We start from the raw sequence: 22,735 nt of genomic DNA, 5'->3' as shown, positions 1-22,735 counted from the left end.
CAGAAGCGACATGATGAAACGCACTATGGTGGTCGGGGCGCTGGCTCTGCTGCTCGGGGCCTGCAGCTCGGTCCCCAAAGAGCTGGCTTATGAGCCCGAAAACCAGCTGGTGGCCTATCAGCCAGCCCTTGGCGGCATGGAGGGCAAACCGGCCCGCTGGAGCGGCGTTATCTCGGCGGTGCACAACAAGGCGGATCAGAGTGTTATTGAAGTAGTCTATCTGCCGCTTAAATCCAACGGTGTGCCGGAGCAGACCGAGCAGAGCCCGGGCCGTTTTCTGGCTATCATGAAGGGTTTTGTCGATCCGACCCTCTACGCCAAGGGGCGCAGTCTGACGGTGCTTGGCACCATAGGCAAACCGGTGGATAGCCAGATTGGCGAGCACAAGTACCGCTTCTCGGTGCTCAATGTGACGGGCAGCAAGCTGTGGCCGCCAGTCAAGGAGGTGGAGGTGCGCTATATGGACCCCTACTTCTACGACCCCTTTTACGATCCCTTCTGGCCGAGACGGCCGCTGCGTCGTTAAGGCTTGCCATGATCAAGAGCATCAAAAGCACTCTGCACGAACGTCTGCTCACCTTGGCAGATGGGCGGCGGGTAGCCCTGCTGGATAACCAGTCTGCGGAGCATGATCAGCAGGGCAAACCTCTGCTGATCGCCCTGCATGGCTGGCTCGACAACAGTGCCAGCTTCTTGCCACTCGCGCCGCATCTGGGGGATTTTCACCTCATTTGTGTCGATCTGCCGGGGCACGGTCACTCCGATCACAAAACCACCCCTTATGTCTTTGTCGACTGGCTCGACGATCTCTACCAGATCGTGCGGGCGGCCGGCTGGTCGCGTTTCACCCTGCTCGGTCACTCTCTCGGGGCGTTGATCGCCTCCGCCTATGCCGGGGTGTTTCCCGAACAGGTGGAGCGGTTGATCATGCTGGAGGGGTTGGGGCCGCTGAGCCAACCCGATGAGGAGGTAGCTGCCCAGCTGCGACGTGCGATTTTAAACCGCAGTCGCACCCGGGAGCGCAATGCCAACGGCTTTGTCTCCATCGATGAAGCTGTCGCCGCCCGTTGCAAAGTGGCGGATATCACGCCGCAGGCGGCGCGTCTTATCTGTGAGCGGCAGCTTGAGATGAGGGCAGGGCGCTGGCATTGGCGCAGCGATCCCCGTTTGCGTGATCTTTCACCCCTGAGAATGAGCGAAGGGCAAGCCCGGGCGCTGATGGCGGCTATCCGCTGTCCTGTGCTGTTGATTCAGGGGGAGCAGGGCTTTGCTGCGCTTGAAGCCCAATGGCAGGCCCGTCAGGATGCCTTCCAGCAGATCGAACGGGTCATATTGGGTGGAAACCACCATTTTCATATGGAAAATTCGGTTGATACGGCCGTTTGTATCGTAAAGTTTTGTCAAGTTCGGTAGAATCGCCAGCTTTCAATAATTCCAGGTTTGTTTTCTCCCTCACATTTTTCTGTTGTTAATTTGCTGTTAATTGATGTTGCGCTGTGTAAATATGTGCGGCATTAGAGCATCAGCTTAAAACAACCGATTAAATGGATGTGAACCGGGACGGAGGCAACACAGTGAGCGCACAGGTGCTAGTTATGCAGGAGAAGTTTGTGGAAAAAGTCTGGCTGAAACGTTATCCGGAAGGGGTCCCCGCCGAGATCAATCCAGACCAATACAGCTCCCTGGTCGAGATGTTCGAATCCTCGGTGACCCAGTTTGCCGATCAGCCCGCCTTCGTCAATATGGGCCAAACCATCACCTACCGCCGACTGGAAGAGCAGTCCCGCGCCTTTGCTGCCTACCTGCAAAACGAGCTGAAATTGGAGAAAGGTGATCGGGTTGCGGTGATGATGCCTAACCTGCTGCAATACCCCATCGCCGTGTTTGGCATCCTGCGCGCCGGCATGATAGTGGTCAACGTCAACCCGCTCTATACCCCGCGTGAGCTGGAGCACCAGCTCAAAGATTCCGGTGCCAAAGCCATCGTTATCGTCTCCAACTTCGCCCATACCCTGGAAAAGGTGGTCTACGACACCCCGATCAAGCACGTTATCCTGACCCGGATGGGGGACAACCTGGGGCTGGCCAAGGGCACCCTGGTCAACTTCGTGGTCAAGTACGTCAAGAAGCTGGTGCCGAAATACAATCTGCCCCACGCCACTACCATGCGTCAGGCCCTCTCCAAGGGGCGTTTCCTGCAGTACATCAAGCCGGAGATCACCAACGACGATCTCGCCTTCCTGCAGTACACCGGTGGCACCACCGGCCTCTCCAAAGGGGCCATGCTGACTCATCGCAACATGATTGCCAACGTCGAGCAGTGCCTCGGCGTCTATGGCCCCATGCTGGAGCGCGGCAAGGAGTTCGTGGTCACCGCGCTGCCGCTTTATCACGTCTTCGCCCTGACCGTGAACTGCCTGCTCTTTATGCGCATCGGCGGTTACAACCTGCTGATCAGCAACCCGCGCGACATCCCGGGTTTTGTCAAAGAGATCAAGAAGTATCCCTTCACCTGCATTACCGGGGTTAACACCCTGTTCAATGCGCTGGTCAACAACGAAGAGTTTCAGGGGATCGCCTTTGACAAGCTCAAGCTCACCATCGGCGGCGGCATGGCAGTGCAGCGCGCGGTTGCGGAGAAGTGGAAGACACTGACCGACACCCCGCTGCTGGAAGGCTATGGCCTGACCGAGTGTTCGCCACTGGTGAGCGTCTGCCCCTACGATCTGACCGATTACAACGGCTCCATCGGTCTGCCGGTCTGCTCTACCGAGATCCGGCTGGTGGATGACAACGGTCAGGTGATCCACGCCCTCGGCACCCCGGGCGAAATGCAGGTGCGCGGCCCGCAGGTGATGGTGGGCTACTGGCAGCGTCCCGAGGCGACCGCCGAAGTGATGCAGGATGGCTGGCTCTGTACCGGTGATATCGCCGTGTGCGACGAGCAGGGCTTCTTCAAGATCGTTGACCGCAAGAAGGACATGATCCTGGTCTCCGGTTTCAACGTCTATCCGAACGAGATCGAAGATGTCGTTGCCCTGCACCCGAAAGTGTTGGAAGTGGCCGCTGTCGGTGTGCCACACAAGGTCTCCGGCGAGTTGGTGAAGATCTTTGTGGTCAAGAAAGATCCAAAGCTGCAGGAGGACGAGATTATTGCCCACTGCCGCAAACATCTGACTGCCTATAAGGTGCCGAAACTGGTAGAATTTCGTGACGAACTTCCCAAGACCAATGTGGGCAAGATCCTGCGCCGCGTACTGCGTGACGAGGAGATTGCCAAGCAGTAAGGCGCTGCACCGGCTTTCTGGTGTGTCGCAGTGATGCAAAACCGTGGGTCATCCCACGGTTTTTTCTTTTTGGCCCTGATCAACCGCGCAGGCACAGATGCACTATCAACTTATCACTCAGCAAGCCGAACTTGAGCAGTATCTCGCTTCTCTGGCCGACGTTCCCCTGGCTATCGATACTGAATTCGTTCGCACCCGTACCTACTATCCCCAGCTTGGCCTGTTCCAGATCTATGACGGCGAGCATCTGGCGCTGCTGGATCCGCTTAGCTTGGATCTCTCCGCCCTCTGGCAACGACTGGGCAGGGAAGGGCAGATCGCCATCCTGCACGCCTCTGGCGAAGATCTGGAGCTTATCCAGCATCAGGCGGGCCACCTGCCCAACCAGATGCACGACACCCAGCTGGCAACCGCCTTTCTCGGTTACGGCGTCTCGGTCGGCTTTGGTGCGCTGGTGAACGAATTCCTTGGGGTTGAGCTGGAAAAAGATCAAGCGCGCACCGATTGGTTGGCCCGCCCGCTTACGCCACGTCAGCTTGAATACGCGGCAGCGGATGTCTTCTACCTGATGCCGCTCTACGAGAAGGTGATGGCCAAACTGCGGGAAAGCGGCAAGTTTGCCTGGTTCGAGCAGGAGTGCCAAAACCACTCCGCCCGCAAGACCCAGGGCAGCGATCCCCGTCAGGCATATCTTGACATCGTCAACGCCTGGCAACTGGGTCGCCGCGAGCTCGCCATTCTGCGCGAGCTGGCCGCCTGGCGCCAGCAAGAGGCGGTGCGCCGAGATCTGGCCCTCAACTTCGTGGTCAAAGAGCTGCACCTGTTCAAGGTGGCAGAGCGTCGTCCTGCCTCCTTGAGGGATCTCAACGAGCTCGGCCTCTCGCCCATCGAGATCAAGATCCACGGCAAGCGGATGCTCGATATCGTCGCCCGCGCGCAGCAGAGCGATCCTGACAGCTGGCCCGAGCCCATTCGTCGGTTGGTGGATTTCCCTCAGTACAAGGCCGAGCTCAAGCGCATCAAGGCCATGGTGGAAGAGAAGGCCAAGGCGAGCAATATTCCGCCCGAGCTGATTGCCAGCAAGAAGATCATTCACCAGTACTTCACCTGGAGCTGGCGGATGAACGACGAAGAGCGGGCCCGCAGCGACAAGCCGATGCTGCTGCAAGGGTGGCGTCATGAGCTGGTCGGTCACCTGCTGGCACAATAAGCCACCAGACGGTTGCACCTATAAATCAATCCTCACCCCCGGGTGGGGATTTTTATTGGGCGAAAGAGACAAACAGGCATGCAGAACTGGAGAACGCAGAGAGGACATGGCTGGCCGGAGTCGAGAATGAAAAAGAGAGCAGAGAAGAAAAGGCAGCGGCTAACACCGCTGCCTTTTTTGATCACCAGATAGGCTGGGTCAGGTAGGGGTTGCTCACCTTCTCGCGACCGAAGGTGGAGCTGGGGCCGTGGCCCGGGATAAAGACGATCTCGTCACCCAGCGGCAGCAGGGTCTCGGTGATCGACTTGATAAGCGTGCCATGATCCCCACGGGGGAAGTCGGTACGGCCGATACTACCGGCAAACAGCACATCGCCAACCCAGGCGAGCTGCTCGGCTTGAGAGAGCAGCACGATATGGCCCGGGGTGTGGCCGGGGCAGAAGTAGACATCCAGCTTGCACTGGCCAAGCTGCACCTTGTCACCCTGCTCAAGCCAGCGATCCGGTGTGAAGGCGGGGGTATGAGCGAAGCCGAACATCTGGCTCTGCTTGGGCAGCATGTCGAGCCAGAAGGCGTCCTCCTTGTGGGGGCCGGTAATGGCGACGCCGGTCTTTTCCCGCAGCTCGGCGGCGGCACCCACATGATCCAGATGACCGTGGGTCAGCAGGATGTGGGTCAGGGTCAGGCCGCGCTTGGCGATGGCGGCCAGCAGTTTGGCCGCTTCGCCGCCCGGATCGATCAGGGCCGCCTGATGGGTCTCGTCACACCAGATGAGGGAGCAGTTCTGGGCGAACTGGGTGACCGGAATCACCTCGAATTTCAACATAGAGTTCCTCTCTTGGGATGGGTCAGCCGCGCAGCGCGCTGGCATGCTGCTCGGCGAAATAGTCGAGACAGGCCTGTTTGTCACCGCGGAATACGATGCGCTCCTGCTTGTTGCCAAGCTGATAGAGATACATGGGGTCGTAGTAGCGGGTCAGCAGCAACGTGATCCAGGCCAGATGCAGCCCGGTATCACCGCTCTTTTCCTGCTCGGTGAGGGCGGTCTGCATCAGGGCATCCAGCTCGCGGTGGGCCTGATCGCCAAGACGGCGCTTGAGGCGGGCCAACGCATCGGTGAGATAGGCGGCAAACAGCGGCCATCCCTCTTCTTGGCCATACATGGCTTGATAGCGCAGCCAGAGATCGTGCACGTAATCTTCGCGGATCTGCTCGGCCCGATCGAACTGCGGCACATCCACCACCACCAGCGGTGCCTGACTCATGGCCTCATGGAGGGAGAGGGGCAGGCAGCAGCGGCCGATCAGGCGACTCTCATCTTCCACCACGAAGGCATGCTCGCCCTGATGGCGGCGCTTGAGCAGCTCGATGGCCATGTTGTTTTCAAAATTGATGTTGCTGGGCTGGCCGCCAGGCAGCTGACCAAATGACGAGCCCCTGTGATGGGCGTGTCCTTCCAGATCGAGCGCTTGGGCCACGTGGTCCAGCATATGGGTCTTGCCGGAGCCGGTCATGCCGGTCAGCACAGTCCAGTGGCACTCGGCAGAGGCCTTGTCCTGGGTGTCGATTAGGAAACGGCGCAGCTCCTTGTAGCCACCGGCGACGCGGGGGCGAGTCACCCCGGCATCAGCCAGCCACTGTTGTACGGTTTGCGAGCGCAGGCCGCCGCGAAAGCAGTAGAGCAGGGCATCGGGCTGCTTGCGCAACTGCGCCAGCCAGCCTTCGAGTCGTTCGGCACGTACTGCTCCCCCCACCAGCTTGTGTCCAAGCTCAATGGCGGCGGCCTGACCCTGCTTCTTGAAGCAGGTCCCCACCTGGGCGCGCTCATCGTCTGTCATCAAGGGCAGGCTGGTCGAGCAGGGGAAGGCCCCCTCCTTGAACTCGATGGGGGCGCGCACATCAATCAACGGCACATCGCCTAAAAAAATCTGGGCGTAGTCCGTGGCCAGTGGCAATTCACTCATTGGACAATCTCGATAAAGCGGGAGCCCTCAAGGGGCTTGATCTGACCGATGGGCGAGAGTTCTAGCCCAGCGTCTTGCGCGATGGCGAGCAGCTCGGCTTCGCTCTCTTTACCCACGGCGACCAGCAGGCCGCCGCTGGTTTGCGGGTCGCACATGATGTTGCGGGTGCGATCGTCCATGGCATCCAGCTTGTGGCCGTAGGAGTCGTGGTTGCGCAGGGTACCGCCCGGTACGCAGCCCTCGGCGAGGTAGTAATCCACCTCATCCAGCAGCGGCAGCGCCTTGAAGTCGAGACGGGCACTGACGCCAGATCCTTCACACATCTCCAGCAGATGGCCCGCCAGACCAAAACCGGTGACGTCGGTCATGGCGTGCACACCCGGCAGCTCGGCAAAACGCTGGCCAATCTTGTTGAGAGTGCACATGGCGTTGGGTGCCAGTTGCTCGTGTTCAGGCTTGAGCTTGCCCTTCTTCTGGGCGGTGGTGAGGATACCGATACCAAGGGGCTTGGTCAGATAGAGGGTGTCACCCACCTTGGCGGTGTCGTTCTGCTTGATGGCGTCCAGGGGCACGATACCGGTTACCGCGAGGCCGAAGATGGGCTCGGGGGCATCGATGCTGTGGCCACCGGCCAGCGAAATCCCCGCTTCGTGGCACACCTGACGGCCGCCGTCGATCACCTGCTGGGCCACTTCGGCGGGCAGGGTATTGATGGGCCAGCCGAGGATGGCGATGGCAACGATGGGCTTGCCGCCCATGGCGTAGATATCGCTGATGGCGTTGGTGGCGGCGATGCGGCCAAAGGTGAAGGGGTCATCGACGATGGGCATGAAGAAGTCGGTGGTGGAGACAATGCCCTGACCGTTGCCGATATCGACCACGGCCGCGTCATCTTTGCTGCTGTTGCCAACGATCAGGGTCGGGTCGTTGAAGCCCGGGATCTGGCTCTTGAGGATGGTGTCGAGTACCTTGGGAGAGATTTTGCAGCCGCAGCCAGCGCCGTGGCTGTATTGGGTCAGACGAATGGAAGACATACTTACCCCTTTTATTTGCAAACAGAGCAGAGGCTCTGTGGAGCCGTCTTGGTCAATGGGCGGTCTTGTAGAGAGAATGACAAGAAGCCGCAAATATGGGTGGCCTCGGTGCCAACAGGGGCAGCGATGACTGGCAGTTATGAAAGACCGCCAGGCCGGACGGGGAAGAAAAGGGCGACAAGGTGCGCCAGCGCAGCCCCGCCAAGGGCCACAGGACGGGGCATTATGCCACATTTGCCCCTTGGGGTTCGAACAGGAATTCACATAAACAGCAGGGAATTGCCCGCACTTGCCTGTCATCGGTCTGGATCCGGCGCTGGCTGATTGATTGCAGTACAGATGCAGCAAAAAGAACGCCAAAGAGACCAACAGCACGCAACTGCCGATCTACAACAGGAGAGCTTAGTGACCACCACATTTTTGGTTAACTACCCCATCACCACGGCGCAGTTTGCGGCGTTGTTGGCGCAGACCTCGCTGGGGGCGAGACGGCCGTTGGACCATCCGGCCACTCTGCAGGGCATGCTGGATAACGCCAATTTGCTGATCACCGCTTGGCAGGGCGAGACCTTGGTCGGGGTGGCCCGCGCGGTGACCGATTTTCATTTTTGCTGCTACCTCTCGGATCTGGCGGTGGCCGAGTCTGTGCAGGGGCAGGGGATTGGCAAAGCCCTTATTCGCGAGACGTTTTTGCAATTGCAGCCGGGCTGCAAGCTGATCCTGCTGGCTGCACCGCAGGCGGTGGCGTACTACCCCAAGCTCGGATTTAGCCAGCACCCGAGCGCCTGGGTGATGAGCAGTCTGGATGAACTGGTACTGGATGAGTTGGCATAAGCCCGTCAACTCATCCAGACAGGGCGAGATTAACTTATCCGGCTTGCTCCAGCGCCGGTTGCTGTGACTTGCCCCAGCGGCGCAGGCGCCGTTGCAGTGGCCGCTCCAGCAGGTTGTAGCTCAGCGCCGAGAGCCCGATCAGCACCGCCAGCATCAGCAAGGTTGCCACAGCCCCCAGCAGCGGGTTGGTCTGGCCATACCACCACTCGGTGAGCCCCGGCGCCAGATAGTGGATGAGTTCGCAGCCGGTGAGCAGCACCAGCGCGTGGAGCAGGTAGATGGAGTAGGATAGATCCCCCAGCCAGTTGGTGAAGCGGTTATCCAAAAGGCGCAGTAGCGGACTTTTGCGCTCCCCCTGAGCTGCGGCAATCCAGATCAGCAGCACGTAGGAGCTGAGCAGCAGCAGGGTCAGCTGCGGCGTCATGGTGAACTGCATCAGCGCGAAGGGCAGCACAAAGGCGATCAGCAGCGGCAGATCACGCTGCATCATGGGCAAGTCTTTCGCGGCCTGGACCCTTGGCAGCAGCCAGAGGCCGAGCACAAATTCACTTACCCCGCGCCCCACTGCCAGCGCCCCGCTGGTGACATCCAGGGTGCCGCGACTGTGCACGATAAAGGCCAGCACCGTCAACGCCAGCAGGGGGGCGAGATGGCTCCAGCGACTGCGGGTCACCGCCAGCGGAATCAGCAGCGGGAACACTAGGTAGCTAATCCACTCTACGCTGAGCGACCAGGCGGCGAAGTTCCAGGTCAACCCGTGATCGGTCACCACCTGCAGCAGCAGGAAGGCGCTCGGCAACGCCTCGGCCGGGGTGAAGGGGGAGCCGAAAGGCGGCATCCCTTCCCACTCCCACATCTTGAACAAGGGGCCGGCATAGAAGCCCACCCCGTGCCGCGCCTTGTAAAGCTCCCAGCTAACCAGCAACAGCAGGGTCACCAGATAGAGGGGGTAGACACGAGTCAGCCGCAGCCAGAGAAAACGGCCATAGCTCACGGTGCGGGGCGTGTGGGTGAAGGCCTCCCCATAGACATGGGCCAGCACCACGCCGCTCAAAATAAAGAACAGGTCGACCCAGAGGTAGCCGTTCTCGATGAGTTGGGTGTGGCCTGCGATCGGCTCCATCCACTGGGGAAAGAGCAATAATCGGGCATGGAACAGTACCACCATCAGGGCAGCGATGCCCCGCAGCGGCGTTAACAGCGGCAATGATTGATTCATATCGGGATCCCTTGTGATGTTCAGCTTGGCCTGACATCTATTTTGTTGTTGTGCCGCCCATCAATCCTGACGGGAGGTTGCCCCGGCTCGGCTGCCGCAGGCGGGATCACACTACGGAAAAGAGAGTCATACGGATGTGATTTAAATCATAAATGTGCAGTTATTGTGCAAAGTAATTTAAACAGAGAAGAAGTGGGGCGCTGGCAGCAAAAGAGGAGGAGAAGGAACGCGAATAAAGCAGAGAGGGTGGTCATCGGGGCGAGCGTCAGGCTCAGGTTTATACGGCGCGATGCAAAACAATCAGGCCCGCAAGGGGCCTGATTGATCACAAGGGGAGGGTGGTTGCCGATCAGCGGGCGCGTACCACCAGACCCTTGAGGTAGAAGCCTTCCGGATAGGCGGTACCGATGGGGTGATCGGAGGCCTGGGAGAGCAGCTCCAGGATCTGGGCATCGCGACCGGCATCGAGCGCTGCATCGGCAACGATCTTCTGGAACAGGCTCTGCTCCATCAGGCCGGAGCAGGAGTAGGTCAACAGCACGCCACCCGGCGCCAGCAGCTGGAACGCCAGCATGTTGATGTCCTTGTAGCCGCGGCAGGCACCCAGCAGTTGGGCCTTGCTCTCGGCAAACTTGGGCGGATCCAGCACAATGACATCGAACTTCTCGCCCTTCTCGCGATATTCCCGCAGCAGCTTGAACACGTCGTGACGGACAAACTTGGTGTTGCTGGTATCCAGCCCGTTCAGCTCGGCGTTCTGGCGGGCGATATCCAGCGCATTCTGGGAGAGATCGACGTTGACCACTTCCTTGGCGCCGCCCTTGAGGGCATAAACGCCAAAACCGCCGGTGTAGCAGAAGCAGTTGAGCACCCGCTTGCCTTCGGTGTACTTGGCGGCAGCCTGACGGTTGTCCCGCTGATCCAGATAGAAACCGGTTTTGTGGCCGTTGCGAATGTCTACCAGGATCTTGACGCCGCCATTCTCCTCGATGACCACCGGTTCGTTCGGGGTCTCGCCATAGATGACGCCGGTGCGCTCTTTCAGCCCTTCCTTCTTGCGCACTGCCACATCGGAGCGCTCATAGATGCTGCACACGGGGTAGAGGGTACGCAGTGCTTGCGTTATCAGCTCACGCTGGAACTCGGCGCCGGCAGAGAGGATCTGGCACACCAGAAAATCGGCATAACGGTCGATGGTCAGACCCGGCAGGCCGTCGGATTCGGCGGCGCAGAGGCGATAGCCGGTGAGGCCCTGACGCTTGATCAGCGGATCGCGAGACTCCTGCGCATATTTGAGACGACGGATAAAGAAGTCGAGATCGACGGTCTCATCCTTGTCGAAGGTCCAGACCCGGGCACGGATCTGGGAGCTGCCTGACCAGGCGCCACGGGCGAGCCACTTGCCATCGTTGGCATAGATCTCGACGGTATCGCCGTCAATGGGGTTGCCCTGAACCCGCTCAATCCCCTTGGAGAAGATCCAGGGGTGGCGACGCAGCAGGGATTTTTCGCGGCCTTTGACGAGATAGATGGAAGCGCTCATGGATGTTTGCCGATGGTAGAAAGAAAAGGGGCCACATTCTATGTGCAATAGTGCGGCTAAGCCAGTCTTTGCTGGTATATTGCAGAGTGACGAATTGTACATCTGGACAACGCCCGAGTGTTGCATATGCAAGATTTGCAGAATCTCAATGTTGGCGTTTCACGCTGTTTATCTTATATGCCACAGTTGGTTGTGCTTGTTTTTTGTTCATCGCTGGTCGCTATGTGTGCGCAATGTAGTCAATAAAGCGTTTTAACCTTACTTTATAGTGATTTTCTCTAAAGAGTCATTTGATGATGTCGATAGTGGGGGAGACCATTTTGAATCTTTCCTGTATCGAGCTGTCCATGTCCCTCTCCATCGCTACCAATATTTCTGCCCTCAATGCTTCTCGCCATCTTGGTCAATCATCCAACATGCTGGATTCGGTATATCGACGACTCTCATCCGGCTTGCGCATCAACAGTGCCGCTGATGATGCAGCAGGCTTGCAGATCAGTAATCGCCTCACCAGTGAAGTGAACGGGACCAACACCGCTATTCGCAACGCCAATGATGGGATCTCGGTGATCAACGTCGCCGATGGGGCGCTTGATGAGTCGGTGAACCTGATGCAGCGGATGCGCATCCTGGCACTGCAGTCGGGAAGCGGTGCCAATACGGCAGAGGATCGCGTAGCCCTGAATGCTGAGTTCAAGCAACTGCAGTTGGAGATGGACCGGATTGCCACAGGTACCCGGTTTGCCGGACAGGACCTGCTGGCGGGGAGTTACGAAGGTATCTTCTTGGTCGGTGCCTATGCAGGACAGAATACCGTCATTACCGATCTCAATGCCCAGACCAAAAATCTGGGGGAGATGGAGTGGCAAGCGCGCAGTCCGGCAGGAAGCAAGCCAGGGGCGTATGACATTGCTGATCTCAAGCTTTCATCTCAGCCTATCACCCTTAATGGCGTCACTTTTGACAAGGACTATTCAACCCTGGAAGCGTTCGTGGCAGATATTAATGGCACCACCTTTCCCAATAATCAGGGGCCGGTACAAGCGCAACAACTGCCATTTTCTGTCGCCTCCACGGTCGATTTATCCGCATTACCCTCCTATATCGATGTGGCGGGTCACTCTGTAGATTTGACCACAGGCATTGATATGACCGGATGGGATCCGGTCAATCCGACAGCAAAAAATAGTGCCATCATGGCAACCGTGGTTCAACGCATCAACAGTACTGCGCAATCGGCAGGTCTGGGTTTTTATGTGAGTGCCTCCAACAACAGCAATCCCGCCAGCAATTCATTGACCATGTATAGCGCTCAGGGCAACAGCCTTGCGCTGGCCAATGGCACAACCCCCCCTCCGCAGCCAGTACCACCGGCGCCTCCGGTGATCAGTAGTTCCTCTCTGAGCTCTCTGTTACCCGATGTTACATCGACGACGTATATCGGTCAGATGGAGCTGCGCTCATCAGGCGACAAGTATTCCAATATTGATATGCAGGGATCCAGCTTGCATGCGCTTGGCTTTTATCAAGAGGACAAGAAGAAATATACCGTTGATAACATTGATGTTCTTAGTGAAGACAACGCCAGCAGGGCCATCAAAACTCTGGATGTGGGTATGAAACAGCTGGGTGTTCAGCGCGCTCGGCTCGGTGCCCAAGCCAACGCGCTGGATTCACGGGTACGCAATCTGGCCAATGCCAATGAGAACCTCAGCGCTGCCCGCTCAAGGATCCGGGATGCCGACATGGCTGTGGAATCGGCGCGCTTGGTCAGCACCCAAATCTTGCAGCAGGCGAGTGCTTCTATTTTGAGTCAGGCAAACAGTCGCCCCAATGCGGCCCTGAGTTTGCTGCAATCCTGAGCGGGACTGCCAGCCGGCATAGCAATTGGTCGCTATCATTCATGGTCACTATCCATAAAGACAAAGAGGCCACCCAATGGGTGGCCTCTTTTCTTATTGCTTCTTGTTGCCGGATGCTATTAGGCAGCGTCAGAGAGTGATCCCCTTGAGTGCCTGGGTCAGCTCGCTGGCGGTGGCTTTAAGTCCCTGCGTACCGGCTACCGAGGCGCTGGCAGACTCCTCCACCTGCGCCGCCTCATGGCGCACTTGATCCAGATTGTGGGTGATCTCGGCGGCGACCGAGCTTTGCTCTTCGCTCGAGGTAGCGATCTGGGTGCTCATCTCCAGCACCGCATCGCTGTGGTTGCTCAGTTTTTCGATATCGAGCCCCACTTCGCTGATGAGCTGCTGGCTGCTGGCGGCGCGCCCTACAGTCTTTTCCATGATCTCGTTCAGCGCGCCAGTACCGGTCTGCAGCTCTTCGATCATCTGCTGGATCTCCACCGTCGCCTGCTGGGTACGGCTGGCGAGGGTACGCACTTCATCTGCCACCACCGCAAAGCCGCGACCCTGCTCACCGGCACGGGCCGCCTCGATGGCGGCGTTGAGGGCCAACAAGTTGGTCTGCTGGGAGATGGCGTTGATGACGTTGACCACCTCGTTGATGCGGTTGGCATTGTGGGTGAGCCGCTCGACCGCGCCGGAGGCGTTGCTAATCTCGTCGGCCAGAGTACGGATCGCTTCGATGGTGCGGGCCACCCGGTTGGCGCCATTGGCTGCCTCTTCGCTCGATTGACGGGTTTGTTGAAGGGTGTCGTTGGCATTGCGCGCCACTTCGCGGATCGCCGCCGACATCTGCTCCATGGCGGTGGCCAGCGAATCCATGTGCTGGCGCTGGGAACGCGCCATGGTCTCGCCTTCGCGGGCATGGTCACGAAACTCGTCGGCGGCCATGGTCAGCGCTTCGGCAGACTCCTCCACCAGTTTGACGATCTGGTGCTGGCGGTCGGTAAAGCGGTCGATGCTGCCCGCCAGGGTGGAGAACTCGTCCCGCACCGGGAAGAAGTTGAGACGGAAGGTGAGATCCCCGTCCGCCACGGTTTGCAGCGCCTTGTTGGTGGAGTAGAGCGCACCGGAGACAAAGGTCATCATGTAGTGGATCACCAGCGCCATCAGGGCGGCCAGCGCGCCGATGAGGAGCAGGGCCGAGCCCTGACCCTCCCACATGGAGAGGTTGCCGGTATCGAGATCACCGGTGACGTAGCCCGCCTGACCCGCTGGCGCGCTAAAGAGGTAGTGATCTCCTTGCTGCTGCAACCCGCTGCTGCCTTGCCGGGTCAGACGCAGATCAGCAGGCAACACCAGAGTGGGCTGCTGGCTGACCAGCTGCGCTGTGGTCTCGACCCGTTGCTGCAACTGCGCTACCCGCAGGGAGATCTCCTGCTGATGGCTGGCCGCCAGCATATACCAGCTGAGAAAGGCGATGATGAAGAGAGGTAACCAGAACGCGATATGGAATTTTTCACTGATGGTGAGGTGAATGAGATAGCGGTCAACCCACCGGAATTTAACTTCTTTCATAATGGAGCTGCATCCTGCAGAGATAGAGTGTCGGGCACATTATCGTCTCGGGAATTTTTTTCTTAAGCGGAAGGTGTGAGAAATGGGAGAGCAATCGTTTGTCATTCGGGTGTGGGGGCAGGTGCAGGGGGTGGGATTTCGCTATTTCACCCGCGAGCGGGCGTTGCAACTGGGTTTGCGGGGCCATGCCTACAACCTGGAGGATGGATCGGTGGAGATCCTCATCAGTGGCCCCGCGCAGGGGGTGCAGATGATGCTGGGGTGGCTGGAACATGGCCCTCGCACCGCCAGGGTGACCCGGATGGAGTATGAAGAGGCGCTGCCGCCCACCGGTCAGGGCTTTCACACCAACTGAAGGGGCGGAGACGAGATGGACGCTGACAAGGAAGGTCTGTTGCTGACTCAGGCAACAAGCTGGGTCGCCCATTATCAGGAGGCGGCGCGGGCGGTGCGCGAAGAGGCCAGCGAACCGGCCGTGCATGGCTACCGTATCGCGGCGCGCCGCTTGCTGGCACTCCTCGCCCTGTGGCGACCACTCATCTATCATCCCGAGCTGGAGCGGCGTCTGCTGCGCTCAGTCGGGCGGCTTTCGGCGCTGCGGGATGCTCAGGTCTACGCCGAGCGTTTTGGCAAGCCGCCTGCCAGCACGGGCAATACTCATAAATCTGCCTGTCGCGTACCCCTGTTGTCACGGCGACTGGCCCGCTGGCTCGCGGCGGTGGTGCAGGTGCAGGATGCGCGGGCATTGGCGTTCTTCTATCAGCAGCATCTGGCCCTGCGCCTTGATGAGGCGCAGAGCGCTCTCGATGAACCTATTCCCTGCGTCGAGAAATCTGCCGGCTCCCGTCAGCAACAGTTTCGCCGCTGGCATCGGCTGCGCCTCGAGATCAAGCAGGCCCGTTATGGCGTGGAACTGTTGCTGGATCTGGGGAGTGGAGATCCCGGCTGGTTGAGCACCCTGACTCACTGGCAGGAGCGACTCGGCCAGTTGCAGGATTGGCGGCAATGGCGGCGGAGGTTGCGAGCAGAGCCGGGGGGCACCCACAAGCAGACGAAATTGCGGCAGCAGTTGAAGGGGAAGATCACCACCCGTTTGCGTCAACTGGACTGCCAGCAGGCGGAGCTGGTGGCGCTCAAACTGGCGATGCAGGCAGGCCACAACATGAATGACATGCCAAGTCGGCTGGTCAGGTATTCAGAACAAAATGCATCGCCCGCGAATCCCGGTGGTGGATAGCCCCGAGGCCGCACGCAATCTGCGGCAGCCATCCGCGATCAGCATCTACAAAAGCTATCCAGGCCAAACAGGTGAGACAAAAAAGAGAGGCCGTTTGGCCTCTCTTCTCTATCTGGCTGTGGTCGCAGTCAGCGATACGCTTACTTGACGCGCATGCCCGGCTGGGCGCCTTCCTGCGGCTCCAGGATCCAGAGATCCTTGCCGCCCGGGCCTGCTGCCAGCACCATGCCTTCGGACATGCCGAAACGCATTTTGCGCGGAGCCAGGTTGGCCACCATCACGGTCAGCTTGCCTTCCAGATCTTCCGGGTTGTAGGCGGACTTGATGCCTGCAAACACCTGACGGGTTTCGCCGCCGATATCCAGTTGCAGCTTGAGCAGCTTCTCGGCTTCCGGTACCGCTTCGGCCTTCTTGATCAGCGCGACGCGCAGGTCAATCTTGGCAAAATCGTCATAGGTGATGGTTTCGCTGATGGGGTCATCAGCCAGCGGGCCGCTCACTTTCGGTGCCTGCTCTTTGGCCAGGTCTTCCTTGGAGGCCTCGATCATGGCTTCAATCTTCGCCGGCTCGATGCGGGAGAAGAGGGCTTTGAACGGTGCAACGGTGTGATCGACCAGCGGCATCTCGATGCCATCCCAGCTGAGGGTTTCGGCCAGGAAGGCTTCGGCACGCTCGGCCAGCAGCGGCATGACGGGCTTGAGGTAGGCCATCAGCACGCGGAACAGGTTGATACCGACCGAGCAAACCGCTTGCAGCTCGGCGTCAGCCCCTTCCTGCTTGGCGATAACCCAGGGCGCCTTGTCGTCCACGTAGCGGTTGGCCTTGTCGGCCAGCGCCATGATTTCGCGGATGGCGCGGCTGAATTCGCGGCTCTCATAAGCCTCGGCAATGGCGGTACGGGCATTGGCGAATTCGGCGTAGAGCTCGGGTTCGGCGCAGGTTGCCGCCAGCTTGCCGCCAAAACGCTTGGCAATAAAGCCGGCGTTGCGGGAGGCAAGGTTGACCAGCTTGTTGACCACGTCGGCATTGACGCGCTGCACGAAATCTTCGAGGTTCAGGTCCAGATCATCGATGCGGCTGTTGAGCTTGGCTGCGTAGTAGTAACGCAGGCACTCCGGATCCAGGTGGTTCAGGTAGGTAGATGCCTTGATAAAGGTGCCCTTGGACTTGGACATCTTGGCGCCGTTGACGGTCACATAGCCGTGCACGTTGACCTTGGTCGGCTTGCGGAAGTTGGCACCTTCCAGCATGGACGGCCAGAACAGGCAGTGGAAGTAGGCGATGTCCTTGCCGATGAAGTGGTAGAGCTCGGCGTCGGAGTCCGCTTTCCAGTAGCTGTCAAAGTCGATGTCGCCACGCTTGTTGCACAGGTTCTTGAAGGAAGCCATGTAACCGATGGGGGCATCCAGCCAGACGTAGAAGTACTTGCCCGGCGCGCCGGGAATTTCGAACCCGAAGTAGGGGGCATCACGGGTGATGTCCCACTGTTGCAAGCCGCTTTCGAACCACTCCTGCATCTTGTTGGCCATCTCTTCCTGAATGGCGCCGGAGCCACGCACCCACTCAGAGAGCCATTTTTCAAACTGCGGCAGGTCGAAGAAGAAGTGCTCGGAGTCCTTCATTACCGGAGTCGCGCCGGAGACGGCAGATTTCGGATCGATAAGCTCAGTCGGGCTGTAGGTAGCGCCGCAGCTGTCGCAGTTGTCGCCATACTGCTCCGGAGATTTGCACTTGGGGCAGGTACCCTTGACGAAACGGTCCGGCAGGAACATCGATTTTTCCGGATCGAAAAGCTGGGAGATGGTGCGGCTCTTGATAAAACCACCATTTTTCAGGCGGCCGTAGATCAACTCCGCCAGCTCGCGGTTTTCATCGCTGTGGGTGGAGTGATAGTTGTCAAAGCTGATGTTGAACCCGGCGAAGTCGGCCTGGTGCTCCTTGGAGACAGCAGCAATCATCTCTTCCGGGGTGATCCCCATCTGCTGTGCCTTGAGCATGATCGGGGTGCCGTGGGCATCATCGGCACAGATGAAGTGCACCTGATGGCCGCGCATTCGCTGATAACGAACCCAGATATCGGCCTGGATATGTTCCAGCATGTGGCCAAGATGGATGGAGCCATTGGCATAGGGGAGGGCGCAGGTTACCAGCATTTTACGAGGATCAGTTGCCATATTACGTTCTTGATGTGCTTGTTGGGATGATAGAGTGCCGTGCATGTTACCCGAATTGGGGGTAGCCTGCCTAGGGTTGTGGCTATGCCAACCTTGGCAGCACCTGCTGTTACGATGGCAGGCAAGCCACTGATTTGTGTGCGGTAACCGTTCACCTCAAGATAATGACAAGATAATGAGGAGTTAATGGTGATTGATTCAGTAAAACAGATCCTCGCCGAATTTAAGCCAGCAGGCTGGCACAAGGATCTGGTGGATGCCGGATTCGTTCGCGAGATCATCAATCAGGGTCAGGGGCTTACTATCCGGCTGGTATTGCCGTTTGCCGGTCTCTCGCTGCTCGATCAGCTCAAAGAGAACTACGATGCCAGGCTGCGCAGCGCCACCGGCGCCGCCCGTATCGACTGGGCACTGGAGATTGACGTCGCCAGCATGCCACGGGCCCAGGGCCTCAATGCCGTGCAGGGCATTCGCAACATCATCGTGGTCGCCTCCGGCAAGGGGGGGGTGGGCAAATCCACCACCGCGGTCAACCTGGCGCTGGCGCTGCAAAAAGAGGGGGCGCGGGTCGCCATTCTCGATGCCGATATCTATGGCCCTTCCATTCCCACCATGATGGGCACCCTCACAGAGCGCCCGGTCAGCCATGACGGCAAGCTGATGGAGCCGGTGATGGCCTGCGGCCTCAAGAGCAACAGCATCGGCTATCTGGTCTCCGAGCAGGATGCCACCATCTGGCGTGGTCCGATGGCGAGCAAGGCGCTGGCGCAGATCCTCCACGAGACCCGCTGGGGCGAGGTGGATTATCTGGTGGTGGACATGCCGCCGGGCACTGGTGATATCCAGCTCACCATGGCCCAGCAAGTGCCGACGTCGGCGGCGGTGATCGTGACCACCCCGCAAGATGTGGCGCTGGCCGATGCCCGCAAGGGGATCGCCATGTTCAACAAGGTCAATGTGCCGGTGCTTGGCATCATCGAGAACATGAGTTACCACGTCTGCAGCGCCTGCGGTCACCATGAGCCGTTGTTTGGTACCGGTGGCGGCCAGAAGATGGCAGAGCAGTATCAAGTGGCGCTGCTTGGCCAGTTGCCGCTGCACATCGACATCCGCCAGCACATGGATGATGGCTGCCCGACGGTGTTCGGCGCACCGGAAGGGAGCCTGGCTCAGGCCTATTTGAAGCTGGCTCGCAGGGTAGGGGCTGAACTCTTTTTCAGCGCAAAACCGATTGCGACCCCCCTCTATGCCATGGCGCTGGATGAATAATCGGCGGTCGGTCACTTGAAAGGGAATTGAGGGTGGGCATGACCCACCCTTTTTTATATAATGGATCGGTTTAAACCATCCCCACTGCTCTTCTCTTTTAGGTATTTGTCATGTCTGATACTCAACATTCGTGTGTGATCATCGGTATTGCGGGCGCATCTGCGTCTGGCAAAAGTCTTATAGCCCAGACCATTTATGAAGAGCTGGTGGCCGAACTGGGCGCAGGTCAGATTGGTGTGATCACCGAAGATTGCTACTACCGTGATCAGACCCACCTGACCATGGAAGAGCGGGTCAAGACCAACTATGACCACCCCAACGCGCTGGATCACGACCTGCTGGTACAGCACCTGAGCCAGCTGGTCAAAGGTGACGCGGTTGCCATTCCCCAGTACTCCTACACCGAACACACCCGGATGAGCGAAGTGACCCCGTTTGCGCCGCGCCGGGTGATCATTCTGGAAGGGATCCTGCTGTTGACCGACAGCCGTCTGCGGGATCTGATGGATGCCTCCATCTTTATGGATACCCCGCTCGACATCTGCCTGCTTCGCCGTCTGGTGCGTGATGTGCAGGAGCGTGGCCGTACCATGGACTCCGTGCTCAAGCAGTACCAGAAGACAGTGCGTCCGATGTTCCTGCAGTTTATCGAGCCGTCCAAACAGTATGCCGATGTGATCGTGCCCCGTGGTGGCAAGAACCGCATCGCCATCGACATGCTCAAAGCGCGTATCCGCCACATGTTGATTGGTTAAGATGAAACAAGCCGGGTGATGCCCGGCTTTTTTAAAAGCACAATTTGTCAGGAGAGTCGCCCAATGCGTCTGTGTGATACCGATATTGAACGCCATCTGGATGAAGGCAAGATCGTCATTGAGCCACGGCCCGGGGTAGAGCGGATCAGTGGTGTCAGTGTCGATGTGCTGCTGGGTAACGAGTTTCGGGTGTTTCGCGATCATACCGCGCCCTATATCGACCTGAGCGGCCCGAGCAGCGAGATGGCCGATGCCATCGATCGGGTGATGAGTGACGAGATCCACATCCCCGATGGCGAAGCCTTCTACCTGCACCCGGGTCAGCTGGCACTGGCGGTGACCTACGAATCCGTTACTCTGCCTGCCGATATCGTCGGCTGGCTGGATGGCCGCTCTTCATTGGCGCGCCTGGGTCTGATGGTGCACGTGACCGCGCACCGGATCGATCCGGGTTGGTCCGGTCGCATCGTGCTGGAGTTCTACAATGGCGGCAAACTGCCGCTGGCACTGCGCCCGAAGATGAAAATTGGCGCCTTGAACTTCGAGATGCTCTCCGGCGTCGCGGCCCGCCCCTACAACAAGCGGGAAAATGCCAAGTACAAGAGCCAGCAGGGCGCCGTTGCCAGTCGTATCAATCAGGACTGATAACTGGCAACACGGCAACGATTCAAGGGAGCACAAGGTGCTCCCTTTTTGCATCTGGAATCAAACGGATATGGGGTTGATGTTGCTGGTCGGATGAGATTGGTGGAACAGGGACATTTTATCACCACTTTCGCCCGTTTCTCTGTCATAAAAACGTCATAAAAATGAAATTATTGGCTTAATTGTCAGCTATTTTTGCCCTTTCCCGCAATCATTGATGGCTTTAATTAATCGATGGCAAGCCGCATGAAGACTGGCTCTAGGATATTTTTTTCCAAAAAGCTCTTTTTTTTTATGGCTGAAATATTTCAATGGTGGCTATGGTGTTGGCCGCCATCTGGCATAATCCGCCGCAACTCATAAACAGGCTTTTTTTTATGTTTGAAATGTTTAGTGGTTTGGGTTTGTGGTGGTCAATCGGTTTGGTATTGGCCGTTTTTTTTGTGCTTGCCTATGAATTTATCAACGGCTTTCACGATACCGCCAACGCGGTAGCAACGGTTATCTATACCAAGGCGATGCCAGCTCACCTGGCGGTCGTTGCATCGGGGATCTTCAACTTTTTTGGCGTCATGTTCGGCGGTCTGGGTGTGGCCTATGCCATTGTCCATCTGCTGCCCATCGACCTGCTGCTTGGGATGGACTCCACCCAAGGGTTGATCATGGTCTTCTCCTTGCTGTTTTCCGCCATCGTGTGGAACCTGGGCACCTGGTTCTTCGGGATCCCGGCCTCCAGTTCACATACCTTGATCGGTTCCATTCTGGGGGTAGGCGGCGCCTATGCCTGGATCACCCATAAACCGGTGACAGAAGGGATCAACGTGGGCAAAGCGATCGACATCATGCTTTCCCTCATCATCTCTCCCACCATCGGCTTCATCATCGCTGCGCTGCTGCTGCTTGCGATGAAGCGCATCTGGACCAGTAACAAGATCCACAAAACACCGGAAGAGCGTCAGCTGGTGGATGGCAAGAAGCACCCGCCATTCTGGGCGCGTCTGACCTTGGTGGCCTCGGCCATGGGCGTCAGCTTCGTACACGGCTCCAACGATGGCCAGAAGGGCATCGGTCTGGTGATGCTGGTGCTGATCTGTATGGCGCCAGCCTATTTCGCACTGGACATGAACAGCCGCGCCTATGATCTGGACCGGACCCAGGATGCCAACCAGCGCATCATGGAGATCTACCAGCGCAACCAGTCCGCCCTCTCTGGTGTCATCAACTTCTCTGCACCGGCAACGGCTCAGGAAGAGCTGATGACCCACTGCTCCGCAGATGGCGTGCTGCAGGCGATGGCCACCCTGGATGCCCGTCTGGGTGCCGTGCGTACTTATGATCAGATGAGCCTGACCGACCGCCGCGAAGTGCGTCGTCTGCTGCTCTGTATCGATGACACCGCCCGCAAGGCTGCCAAGCTGCCGCTGCCCGCCAAGGAGCTGACCGATCTGGCCAAATGGCGCAAGGATCTGACCGCGACCGCTGAATACGCACCGACTTGGGTGATCGTTTCCATCGCGCTGGCGCTTGGTTGCGGCACCATGGTGGGCTGGCGTCGTATCGTCCATACCGTGGGCGAGAAGATCGGCACCACCGGCATGACCTACAGCCAGGGCATTGCAGCCCAGATCACGGCTGCAACCTCCATCGGGGTCGCCAGTCTGACCGGTATGCCGGTGTCCACCACCCACATCCTCTCTTCTGCGGTGGCGGGGACCATGGTAGCCAACAAATCCGGCCTGCAGAGCCAGACCATCAAGACCATCCTGATGGCTTGGGTGCTGACTCTGCCGCTGACCATGCTGCTCTCCGGTGGCCTGTTTATCGTCAGCCACCATCTGTTTGGCGGATAACATCGTTACCTTTCTAAGGGCCTGCGGGCCCTTTTTTCATATCTGCGATTCTCTTTAATATGCCAACAAACAAGGTTGTACATTAAAATTATCAATAGGTGTGATGCTAAAAATTAACGCTTTGAATGAACTTTCTCAGAGATATCCAAAACGCAAACACAGGAGAAAGCAGGGCGTTTTCCTGTAGCAACACTCCCTTCAAAATCCCGTTCACCCGCTCCGCCAACGCATTCTGGTAACAGTCATACCCATCCGTCATCGAGCATTTCACCCCGTACCGTTCATGTAGTGA

General features: G+C 58.4%; 20 protein-coding genes. 12 read left to right on the top strand and 8 right to left on the bottom strand.

The features are described 5' to 3' along the window. The first annotated feature begins 10 nt into the window (after nucleotides 1–10). The 4 genes from AB5Y86_RS17910 (at nucleotide 11) to rnd (ending at nucleotide 4,497) form a co-directional block, all read left to right on the top strand. The gene (locus AB5Y86_RS17910; protein ID WP_021230054.1) at nucleotides 11–526 is read left to right on the top strand and encodes a Slp family lipoprotein; all 516 of its coding nucleotides are present in this window, start codon (nucleotides 11–13) and stop codon (nucleotides 524–526) included. 8 nt (nucleotides 527–534) lie between these two features. Then, nucleotides 535–1,413, top strand: coding sequence for an alpha/beta fold hydrolase (locus AB5Y86_RS17905; protein ID WP_368193651.1), 879 nt, complete (start codon nucleotides 535–537; stop codon nucleotides 1,411–1,413). A 197-nt stretch (nucleotides 1,414–1,610) separates the two neighbouring features. After that, nucleotides 1,611–3,287 carry a long-chain-fatty-acid--CoA ligase FadD gene (gene fadD / locus AB5Y86_RS17900; RefSeq protein ID WP_368193725.1) on the top strand — a complete coding sequence of 559 codons (1,677 nt, stop codon included), beginning with the start codon at nucleotides 1,611–1,613 and terminating at the stop codon, nucleotides 3,285–3,287. A 97-nt stretch (nucleotides 3,288–3,384) separates the two neighbouring features. After that, complete coding sequence (gene rnd, locus AB5Y86_RS17895) at nucleotides 3,385–4,497, top strand: ribonuclease D (protein WP_368193648.1); 1,113 nt, start codon at nucleotides 3,385–3,387, stop codon at nucleotides 4,495–4,497. Between the two features lie 181 nt (nucleotides 4,498–4,678). Here the strand turns inward: rnd and AB5Y86_RS17890 are convergent, their stop codons facing one another. From AB5Y86_RS17890 to selD, 3 genes are read right to left on the bottom strand one after another with little or no spacing between them, the layout of a single operon-like run. Then, on the bottom strand, nucleotides 4,679–5,323 hold the full coding sequence (locus tag AB5Y86_RS17890) for an MBL fold metallo-hydrolase (RefSeq protein ID WP_368193647.1): 645 nt from the start codon (nucleotides 5,321–5,323) through the stop codon (nucleotides 4,679–4,681). 22 nt (nucleotides 5,324–5,345) lie between these two features. Further along, nucleotides 5,346–6,461, bottom strand: coding sequence for a tRNA 2-selenouridine(34) synthase MnmH (gene mnmH, locus AB5Y86_RS17885; protein WP_368193645.1), 1,116 nt, complete (start codon nucleotides 6,459–6,461; stop codon nucleotides 5,346–5,348). Next, nucleotides 6,458–7,495, bottom strand: a complete 1,038-nt coding sequence (gene selD / locus AB5Y86_RS17880; RefSeq protein WP_139443683.1) for a selenide, water dikinase SelD — start codon at nucleotides 7,493–7,495, stop codon at nucleotides 6,458–6,460. The genes mnmH and selD overlap by 4 nt, the downstream gene beginning before the upstream one ends. Nucleotides 7,496–7,900: 405 nt before the next feature. Between selD and AB5Y86_RS17875 the strand changes: the two genes are divergently transcribed. Continuing rightward, nucleotides 7,901–8,329 carry a GNAT family N-acetyltransferase gene (locus AB5Y86_RS17875; protein WP_368193644.1) on the top strand — a complete coding sequence of 143 codons (429 nt, stop codon included), beginning with the start codon at nucleotides 7,901–7,903 and terminating at the stop codon, nucleotides 8,327–8,329. A gap of 34 nt (nucleotides 8,330–8,363) precedes the next feature. Here the strand turns inward: AB5Y86_RS17875 and AB5Y86_RS17870 are convergent, their stop codons facing one another. Both AB5Y86_RS17870 and AB5Y86_RS17865 read right to left on the bottom strand, forming a co-directional pair. Next, nucleotides 8,364–9,548, bottom strand: coding sequence for an acyltransferase family protein (locus AB5Y86_RS17870; RefSeq protein ID WP_368193642.1), 1,185 nt, complete (start codon nucleotides 9,546–9,548; stop codon nucleotides 8,364–8,366). Between the two features lie 349 nt (nucleotides 9,549–9,897). Beyond that, on the bottom strand, nucleotides 9,898–11,091 hold the full coding sequence (locus AB5Y86_RS17865; RefSeq protein ID WP_368193641.1) for a class I SAM-dependent methyltransferase: 1,194 nt from the start codon (nucleotides 11,089–11,091) through the stop codon (nucleotides 9,898–9,900). 293 nt (nucleotides 11,092–11,384) lie between these two features. Between AB5Y86_RS17865 and AB5Y86_RS17860 the strand changes: the two genes are divergently transcribed. Further along, on the top strand, nucleotides 11,385–12,953 hold the full coding sequence (locus AB5Y86_RS17860; RefSeq protein ID WP_368193640.1) for a flagellin: 1,569 nt from the start codon (nucleotides 11,385–11,387) through the stop codon (nucleotides 12,951–12,953). Nucleotides 12,954–13,082: 129 nt separating this feature from the next. Here AB5Y86_RS17860 and AB5Y86_RS17855 read toward each other — a convergent pair whose 3' ends face one another. Then, the gene (locus tag AB5Y86_RS17855; RefSeq protein ID WP_368193639.1) at nucleotides 13,083–14,513 is read right to left on the bottom strand and encodes a methyl-accepting chemotaxis protein; all 1,431 of its coding nucleotides are present in this window, start codon (nucleotides 14,511–14,513) and stop codon (nucleotides 13,083–13,085) included. A gap of 82 nt (nucleotides 14,514–14,595) precedes the next feature. Here AB5Y86_RS17855 and AB5Y86_RS17850 point away from each other — a divergent pair, with 82 nt between their 5' ends. Together AB5Y86_RS17850 and AB5Y86_RS17845 are read left to right on the top strand one after the other, a co-directional pair. After that, entirely contained in the window at nucleotides 14,596–14,868 is a 273-nt protein-coding gene (locus AB5Y86_RS17850; RefSeq protein ID WP_005345583.1) for an acylphosphatase, read from the top strand. 15 nt (nucleotides 14,869–14,883) lie between these two features. After that, nucleotides 14,884–15,750 carry a CHAD domain-containing protein gene (locus tag AB5Y86_RS17845; protein ID WP_368193638.1) on the top strand — a complete coding sequence of 289 codons (867 nt, stop codon included), beginning with the start codon at nucleotides 14,884–14,886 and terminating at the stop codon, nucleotides 15,748–15,750. Between the two features lie 140 nt (nucleotides 15,751–15,890). Here the strand turns inward: AB5Y86_RS17845 and metG are convergent, their stop codons facing one another. Further along, the gene (metG, locus tag AB5Y86_RS17840) at nucleotides 15,891–17,924 is read right to left on the bottom strand and encodes a methionine--tRNA ligase (RefSeq protein WP_041202234.1); all 2,034 of its coding nucleotides are present in this window, start codon (nucleotides 17,922–17,924) and stop codon (nucleotides 15,891–15,893) included. Nucleotides 17,925–18,110: 186 nt separating this feature from the next. On the opposite strand from metG, the gene apbC reads away from it, so the two are divergent. The 4 genes from apbC to AB5Y86_RS17820 all read left to right on the top strand — a co-directional run bounded on the left by apbC (nucleotide 18,111) and on the right by AB5Y86_RS17820 (nucleotide 22,443). Then, the gene (gene apbC / locus AB5Y86_RS17835) at nucleotides 18,111–19,193 is read left to right on the top strand and encodes an iron-sulfur cluster carrier protein ApbC (protein ID WP_005352136.1); all 1,083 of its coding nucleotides are present in this window, start codon (nucleotides 18,111–18,113) and stop codon (nucleotides 19,191–19,193) included. 110 nt (nucleotides 19,194–19,303) lie between these two features. After that, the gene (gene udk, locus AB5Y86_RS17830) at nucleotides 19,304–19,948 is read left to right on the top strand and encodes a uridine kinase (protein ID WP_005345570.1); all 645 of its coding nucleotides are present in this window, start codon (nucleotides 19,304–19,306) and stop codon (nucleotides 19,946–19,948) included. 63 nt (nucleotides 19,949–20,011) lie between these two features. Beyond that, nucleotides 20,012–20,593, top strand: coding sequence for a dCTP deaminase (gene dcd, locus AB5Y86_RS17825; protein ID WP_005336719.1), 582 nt, complete (start codon nucleotides 20,012–20,014; stop codon nucleotides 20,591–20,593). A 377-nt stretch (nucleotides 20,594–20,970) separates the two neighbouring features. Continuing rightward, nucleotides 20,971–22,443, top strand: a complete 1,473-nt coding sequence (locus AB5Y86_RS17820) for an inorganic phosphate transporter (RefSeq protein ID WP_047439689.1) — start codon at nucleotides 20,971–20,973, stop codon at nucleotides 22,441–22,443. A 106-nt stretch (nucleotides 22,444–22,549) separates the two neighbouring features. On the opposite strand, the gene AB5Y86_RS17815 is transcribed toward AB5Y86_RS17820, so the two are convergent. Further along, nucleotides 22,550–22,735: hypothetical protein (locus tag AB5Y86_RS17815; protein WP_368193731.1), on the bottom strand; the 186-nt coding region annotated here is incomplete at its 5' end.

Source organism: Aeromonas sp. s8, assembly GCF_040907785.1.
Taxonomy (GTDB): domain Bacteria; phylum Pseudomonadota; class Gammaproteobacteria; order Enterobacterales; family Aeromonadaceae; genus Aeromonas; species Aeromonas veronii.
Note: the sequence above shows the minus strand (reverse complement) of the source record. Positions and strands in the feature narration are given on the sequence as shown.

What these genes read in the sequence shown, in the direction of transcription:
- AB5Y86_RS17910 (WP_021230054.1), top strand. Translation starts at nt 11, where the DNA reads ATGATGAAACGCACTATGGTGGTCGGGGCGCTGGCTCTGCTGCTCGGG.
- AB5Y86_RS17905 (WP_368193651.1), top strand. Translation starts at nt 535, where the DNA reads ATGATCAAGAGCATCAAAAGCACTCTGCACGAACGTCTGCTCACCTTG.
- rnd (WP_368193648.1), top strand. Translation starts at nt 3,385, where the DNA reads ATGCACTATCAACTTATCACTCAGCAAGCCGAACTTGAGCAGTATCTC.
- AB5Y86_RS17890 (WP_368193647.1), bottom strand. Translation starts at nt 5,323, where the DNA reads ATGTTGAAATTCGAGGTGATTCCGGTCACCCAGTTCGCCCAGAACTGC.
- mnmH (WP_368193645.1), bottom strand. Translation starts at nt 6,461, where the DNA reads ATGAGTGAATTGCCACTGGCCACGGACTACGCCCAGATTTTTTTAGGC.
- selD (WP_139443683.1), bottom strand. Translation starts at nt 7,495, where the DNA reads ATGTCTTCCATTCGTCTGACCCAATACAGCCACGGCGCTGGCTGCGGC.
- AB5Y86_RS17870 (WP_368193642.1), bottom strand. Translation starts at nt 9,548, where the DNA reads ATGAATCAATCATTGCCGCTGTTAACGCCGCTGCGGGGCATCGCTGCC.
- AB5Y86_RS17865 (WP_368193641.1), bottom strand. Translation starts at nt 11,091, where the DNA reads ATGAGCGCTTCCATCTATCTCGTCAAAGGCCGCGAAAAATCCCTGCTG.
- AB5Y86_RS17860 (WP_368193640.1), top strand. Translation starts at nt 11,385, where the DNA reads ATGATGTCGATAGTGGGGGAGACCATTTTGAATCTTTCCTGTATCGAG.
- AB5Y86_RS17855 (WP_368193639.1), bottom strand. Translation starts at nt 14,513, where the DNA reads ATGAAAGAAGTTAAATTCCGGTGGGTTGACCGCTATCTCATTCACCTC.
- AB5Y86_RS17850 (WP_005345583.1), top strand. Translation starts at nt 14,596, where the DNA reads ATGGGAGAGCAATCGTTTGTCATTCGGGTGTGGGGGCAGGTGCAGGGG.
- AB5Y86_RS17845 (WP_368193638.1), top strand. Translation starts at nt 14,884, where the DNA reads ATGGACGCTGACAAGGAAGGTCTGTTGCTGACTCAGGCAACAAGCTGG.
- metG (WP_041202234.1), bottom strand. Translation starts at nt 17,924, where the DNA reads ATGGCAACTGATCCTCGTAAAATGCTGGTAACCTGCGCCCTCCCCTAT.
- apbC (WP_005352136.1), top strand. Translation starts at nt 18,111, where the DNA reads ATGGTGATTGATTCAGTAAAACAGATCCTCGCCGAATTTAAGCCAGCA.
- udk (WP_005345570.1), top strand. Translation starts at nt 19,304, where the DNA reads ATGTCTGATACTCAACATTCGTGTGTGATCATCGGTATTGCGGGCGCA.
- dcd (WP_005336719.1), top strand. Translation starts at nt 20,012, where the DNA reads ATGCGTCTGTGTGATACCGATATTGAACGCCATCTGGATGAAGGCAAG.
- AB5Y86_RS17820 (WP_047439689.1), top strand. Translation starts at nt 20,971, where the DNA reads ATGTTTGAAATGTTTAGTGGTTTGGGTTTGTGGTGGTCAATCGGTTTG.